This is a genomic window from Lacinutrix sp., from assembly GCF_023299985.1.
In the GTDB taxonomy this organism is placed as follows: Bacteria; Bacteroidota; Bacteroidia; order Flavobacteriales; family Flavobacteriaceae; genus Lacinutrix.
In genome coordinates, this window is the sequence record NZ_JALZVX010000026.1 from 1 (window position 1) to 7120 (window position 7120).

The 7120-nt window shown below is 33.5% G+C and carries 2 protein-coding genes and 1 pseudogene; all 3 read right to left on the minus strand.

Going from position 1 to position 7120, the window contains the following annotated elements; genetic code table 11:
• Window positions 1-2445 (minus strand): annotated as a pseudogene (locus Q0C58_RS01655) (hypothetical protein); the annotation flags it as partial.
• A gap of 156 nt (window positions 2446-2601) precedes the next feature.
• On the minus strand, window positions 2602-5310 hold the full coding sequence (locus Q0C58_RS01660) for a T9SS type B sorting domain-containing protein (RefSeq protein WP_290696658.1): 2709 nt from the start codon (window positions 5308-5310) through the stop codon (window positions 2602-2604).
• Window positions 5311-5313: 3 nt separating this feature from the next.
• A partial coding sequence (locus Q0C58_RS01665) for a T9SS type B sorting domain-containing protein (RefSeq protein WP_290696660.1) occupies window positions 5314-7120 on the minus strand: 1807 nt, incomplete at its 5' end.

The following is a 7120-nucleotide window of genomic DNA, read 5'->3' on the forward strand; positions in this document are numbered from 1 at the left end:
TGGAAGATCGAACGTAGCAAAACCATCTGCATTGTCATCACAAACTTCTAATGGTGTTAAATCTGCTGCTATAATGATTTGTGGTTCTGGGTTGACGATGAGTTGAAGTGTTTCAAAACTTGCACAATTTGTTGAAGCGGTAGCACTTTGAACACGAATATAAATAGTTTGTGTATTGGCTACAATATTATTGTATGGACTGGCTAATGCATTAACATTATTTTGAGAATCTGCTAAGGTCTCATGGAAAGTAACATTTAAACCCATATCTCCACCAGAGACTTGAGCTGTAACATCACTTAATGTAAATATTCCAAAACCATCACTGTCTGGATCACAGTGTTCTAATGGAGCAGTTGGTGGAAATGAAACAGGTGCATCCACAACAATTAACTCTAGTGTTGTTGTATCAAAACATCCTGTATTAATATCTTCGACACGTACAGAAATAAACTGTGGATTTGAAATATTGGTGTACGGGTTTACTAATGAATTTAATGCACTATCTGCATCGTTTTGGTCAAAATAATATGTGACTGCATACGATGAATTTCCACCTGAAATTTCGTTGTTTTTTATTGATAAATCTATAGCTGTAAAACCATCTGGTGTACCATCATCACAAGCTTCTAGAGGTATTGGAGCTACTATTATTGGTAGCGAATTAGCAGTAACCATGATTGTTTCAGAAGCAGGACAGGTACTATTTGTAAGATAGTCTATCGTGTAAGTTTCTCCTGGTGTTCCTCCTGATATTGTTCCTGTTACTGGATCTAATGTAGCAGCATCAGTTGGTGTTGTATTAAAAGTAAAAGTTCCGCCAGGAGTAGCTACTGTATTTGCTATTGCGCCATCACAAGTAGGAATATAGGCTACAGATGTGTCATCTTGAGGAAGTACAATTAAAATTTCTGTATTAGATGTTGGGCAAATACCTGAGGTGTTATATTGAATGGTATAACTTGCTTCTGGAGTAGCATTAGTAACGGTTCCTGTTCCAGGATCAATTACAGCAGCATCAGTTGGTATTGGATTAAAACTAAAAATCCCTCCTAATGTACCTGTAATATTCACTGTTCCTCCAGTACAATTTGAAGTGATAGAAAATGATGCATCGTCTGAAGTTAATACGGTAAACGTTTGGGTTGAATTCTCAGGGCATGGACCACTTGTACTATATTCTATGGTATAAGTTGTATTTGATACGCCGTTAGTAACTGTTCCTGATGTTACATCTATAGTTGCTCCATCTGTTGGTGTTGGATTAAAACCAAAAGTTCCACCTGTATCTCCATTAATAGTTGCTGTGCCACCATCACAGGTAGGAGTAATAGTAAAAGAAGCATCTTCTAAAGGTAAAACTGTTACATTTTGAGTAGAAGTATTAGGGCATGTACCTACAGTTGTATATTCTATAGTGTATGTTGAGGAAGGTGTTCCATTAGTAACTGTTCCTGATGTTGCATCAATAACTGCCGTATCTGTTGGTGTTGGATTAAAAGCATAAGTTCCTCCAGGTGTATTAACATTATCTACGGTTCCACCATCGCATGTTGCAAGCATTGTAAAAGAAGCATCGTCTTGATTGTTAACAATAAGATCGAATTCCTGAATTGTAAAACAACCAGTAGTTGTATTTGTAATGGTAGCAAAAATAGTTTGATCATTGCTAATGTTTGTATATGGACTAATTAAAGGATTTATACCAATATTTGCATTACTTTCACTTACATAATACGCAACGGCAACATCTGTTTGTGTGCCAATAATAAGAGGTGTGTTTTGTTCTAAATTAAAAGATGTAGTGTTGTCACCAAAAGGAGTTACTGTGTCACACTCTGTAATGTTTAAAGCATCTCCAGAAGGATCTATTTCACTTGATGGAGCGTCTGAAAATTGAGCTGTTCCTGTCCAAGTTAGACTAAATGGACTGTTACCTATTGGTCTATCTATTACCACAAAATAAGAGTCTCCAGCAGTAACGTTAATTGCGCTTACAAAGCTATTTCCTGCCGCTCCAGGGCCTTCTGTTACATCTGTTTCTGTTGTGTTTAAACCTGTTAAATTATTGCCTTGTCCAGAAGCTTGAGGATTAGTTGTTGAGCATCTAATTGCTGCTCCTAAACTTCCACAAACAGGATTAGGTCCAAAAATAAAAAAATCGTAGTCTTCTGTTATAGCAGTACTGTTTGGAGTTACCGTAAATGCTAATGTACCATTGGTTACAAATGTAACTTCAAGCCATAAACTATTGTTTTCGTTACTACTGCAAGAATTTGGAAATTCGTTACCTGCAGTACCTGTTCCGCTAACATCTAAAACAACATCAGCATCTCCACAAACTGTAACAGCATTAACGCAATCGTTTGGTTGTTGTGCTATTACTGAAACAGATTGAAAAAGGAAAGTAAGTGTAAATAGTAATTTTAAAGTGTTCTTTAACATTTAGGTGACTTTTTTTAATTTTGAAAATGATAGCTTAGCGGAAATAAAAAATAATTTTGGTGTGTAAATTTACTAATATTATAACAACTGAAATGATGAAATTCTTAATACTTATTTTAGTTCTTAGAATACATGAAATTGAGAAAAGGATTAAATTCAACGCTTTAAAGTAAAATGATTTTTATATTCCCTACCATCTTGCAGTTTTACTGAGAACCAATAGTCGCTTTGTGGTAAAGGTTTGCCATTAAAAGTGCCATTCCAACCAGAACCAGAAGGTTTAATTTGCGTAATAAGTTTACCGAAGCGGTCGTAAATAAATACAGTTGCATTAGTTTGTAATTTTTTGCTAGCACCATAAAAATGCCACGTATCGTTTACATTATCTCCATTAGGTGTAAAGTATAATGGGAAGCCTATTATAGAAACTTGATCGTTAATTGTACCACAATTGTTTTTTATATCTCTAATATAAATTTTATAAATACCTGGTTTTAATTTTATAAAAGCATTTAATGTTTGGAAAGGTGTTGTAATTCCATCTTCGTTTTCTAAAGCATATTCGTATTCTCCTTCACCAGAAGTTAACACTGTAATACTATTATTTTGTAATTGTCCATCTTTAATAACGATCTCGTCTATTGTTGCAATATTAGAAGCTTCAATAGTAAAAAATCTGGTGTTAGAACAATTTGTTACATTATTTGTAACAGTTACAGTGTAACTACCTATTGCGTTTACAGCAATAGTTTGAGTAGTTTCACCAGAACTCCAAGAAAAAGAATAATTAGAAGTGTTAGAGTCTTGTAGTCCGGACTCTAAAATTAGTGATAATGCGTTGTTATTTATACAATATAAAATGGTTTCGTCTGCTTCAAGTTCAGGAAGTGGATTTATAGAAAGTAAAACCTCATTAATACCATAACATATATTGCCATTTTCGATTCTCGAGAAAATAGTTTCAGAGTATGGCGTTACATTATTGTACACTAGGGGTAATTCGTTTTGTTCTAATAAAGCATCGTTGTAAGAACTATAATAACTGATATCAAATCCTGGTAATCCTGCTAAGATGATTGGAGAAAAATCGTCTAAATTAAAGATGTTAATTCCGTCTGGAGATGCTTCTTCATCGCAAACTTCTGGTGCTATATAATTTGCAGCTTGAGAAGTGCTAATGCCTATAGATAAAATTGAAGTATTAAAACAATTGATATTACTATCTATTACACGAACAAATATATCTTGAGGATTAGAAATATTATTATAAGACGCACCATTTAATTGGTTCGTACCATTTTCTGCATCTAATGGTGTTAAATAAAATTCAGTAATTAGTCCAGTAACATTTCCCGTTAGTTCTTCGTTTGCTTGATTTAAATTAAAAGTAGAAATATCTGTTGTTCCACATTGAAATAAACTAGCATCAAATGCTTCTGGACCTGAAGTGTAAGTAACTATTGCTTGCCCATTTTGATCACCGCAATTAGTATTAGTTTCGATACTTACTTGGTAATCTCCAGCCACATTTATTGTAAGTTCATTACTTGTTTCTGTTAGTGGATTTCCATCTTGCGTCCATGTGTAGCTTGCACCAGGAATAATTTCAGTTGATAGAGTGTAACTATCTCCTAAGCACAGTGTAAGGTCTAATGTGTTGTTTCCATTTTGAATAATATCAATTTGTTGTGTGAAAAAGGATTGAATAAAAGGAGGTAATCCTTGTCTACTAACATTACCACTTAAATTTAAGTTTTGGTGTTGGTAGTTACATGCAATACCTAAGTTGTTTGGGTTTGCTATTGTACTTAAAGCTGCGACACCATCTGAATAATCTAAGCTTTGAGAACAGTAGATTTTTCCATTTGGACCTAATTGAAGACTACTTCTGTAAAGTTGACGTTGAGTAATAACTGTTTTACTTGCTGAAATATCTTGTGCAAAAAGATTGTACTGTAGTAGGTAAGAAATATTTTGTATAGAACCTGTTGGGTCTAGAGGGTTTTGTTCAGATGTATAAGTAGAAACATATAATAGTTGACTATTAGGAGAAAACTCTACGCCATAAGATAAATCTGAAAAAGTTTGCGTTTCTAAAAACTCTGGGTTAGAAACTATTCCTGTATTAGTCTCAAAATCAGCAATAAACAAGTTGTCTATTCCGTTTGCACTTGCTAACTTTGTTCCATTAGGAGAAAATTTTAAATTCCCAATAAAATCTGAAATAGAGACTGGTAGAATAGACTTAACAGCTGCTGTATTTACGCCTGTTGTGCTTACTTCATAAGCATGAAATGTATTCATGTTAATTGTGCTTGTTCCAAGTTCATTTGAAAAAGCAATAACCCAAATATTACCTGTAAGACAGTTCTTTAGAACTGCAGAGATTTTTTCAGAACAATTGGTTAATAAGTTTGTATTTGTACCAACTACTTTACCCAAGCCTCCATTAAATGATAAGTCTATTGTGTAATAATTTAAGCCTGTTGAGTTTACATTTGAGCCTACTGTAAAGACGTAATAAATATTAGGGTCATCTGGTTTCGAAATCGCAATAGCAGATTGTGTACTAGAATCGTCTCCTAATAAATTATTACCATTCTCCATGATTTCATGGTTTGCATTGTATAGTGTTGAACCATCTGTATATAAAACTAGATTGCCATTTTCGTCTGAAATAGTTGTACAGCCTTCTGCAGTATTTAATTGTCCATTAGTCACAGATGAAACAGTATTGTTTGTTAAGTCGAAACTAATCCCTGCATTATCTCCAAAATACCAATTAGCAGCCTGTTGTTGTGCCGAAACCGAACAAAACAAAGCTAGAGTGTTAAAAAAGACTACGATTTTAAAGAATTTAGACATCTATTAACGCTTTAAAGTAAAATGATTTTTATATTCCCTACCATCTTGCAGTTTTACTGAGAACCAATAGTCGCTTTGTGGTAAAGGTTTACCATTAAAAGTGCCATCCCAACCAGAACCAGAAGGTTTAATTTGCGTAATAAGTTTACCGAAGCGATCGAAAATTAATATTTCAGAGTTTGGCTGAAATACATTAGATACACCATAAACCTGCCAAGTATCGTTAAAAGTATCTCCATTTGGTGTAAAAAACAAAGGAAAACCAATTACAGAAAAGTCTTGGTTTGTTACACCACAATTATTTTTAATGTCTCTAATAGTTACATTGTAAATACCAGGTTGTAGTTGTGTAAAAACATTACTTGTTTGAAAAGGCGTTGTGTTATCGTCTTGATTTGTTAAAGCATATTGGTATTCGCCTTCTCCGCTAGTTAAAATAGTCACTTGGTTGTTGTTTATGCTACCATCTGTAATTTTAATATCTTCAATTGTAGCGATATTAGAAGGTTCAACAGTAATAGTTCTAGTATTGCTACATAGAGTGGCATTGTTAGTAACAGTTACTGTGTAGGTTCCTATTGTGTTTATATCTATAGTTTCTGTGTTTTCAGAAGTAGACCAGCTAAAACTGTAGTTTGCAGAAGTATCATTTAATCCTGCTTCTAAAGTTATTACAGTTGGAAAATTATTTAAACAATAAACTAGTGTTTCATCATTATCTAATAATGGTAATGGATTTACAGTTAACAATACTTCATTTATACCGAAACACGCATTGTCGTTTTCTACACGAACATATAACGTTTGAGAATAAGGAGTTGTATTTTGGTAAGAAGAATTTAGTGCATTATTTTCTAGAAGTGCATTACTCTCAGTCTCATAATAGTTTATATCTAATCCAGTTGGTAATCCTGCTAAAATGTCTGTAGAAAAATCATCTAAATTAAATGTATTTAAACCATCTTCACTATCTGGTTCGTCGCAAACTGGTTGCGCTGTGTAGTCATTAATTTGTGTGCTACTAGTTTCTAAAATTAGTTCGCTAAAGTTAAAGCAGCCTGTTATGTCGTTAGTTACTCGAACAGATATAGTTTGGGGATTACTAGTATTACTATATGCATTACCGTTAATTTCATTTGTATTGTTTTCAGCATCATTTTGTGTTAGATAGAATTGCGTTGAAGTATCTGGAACACTTCCAGTTAAATCATCGTTAACCTCTGTTAAATTAAAGGTTGTAAAACCATCGACCATGCCTTGCTCGTCGCATTGGTAAATATCTGTATCAAACGCTTCAGGAATTCGATTAATAACTAGATTAATACTCCCTGTACTGAAACAATTGGTATTGTCGTTATTTTCAATTCTAATAAAAAGCTCTTCGATTATTGGTGTTTGATTTGTGTAATTATTTGGATGATTATTGTTAGCAGTATCTGCATCTACTTGTGATCCATAATAGGTAATAGTAAATTGTGTAGAATCTTGCGAACCAAGAATATCGGCATCAAAACCTGATAATATTATTTCTGTTTGCCCATCCATTGGGTTGGCATCGTTGTCGCAAGCGTTTAAATTATTAGTAGCTGCTATCGCAGGAGTATCGAATACTTCAATTTGAAAACTTGTAATATCGAAACAATCTCTATTGCCAATATTAAATACTTTTGCGCGTATGGTTTGCGGATTACTTGTATTTTGAAAAAGACCAATTATAGAATTGTTATCTGCTTCGGCATCAGCTATAGATTGGTAATATTCTACTCCAAAAATTGTTGAATCTTGACCATTTAATATTGTAGCGTTTTGA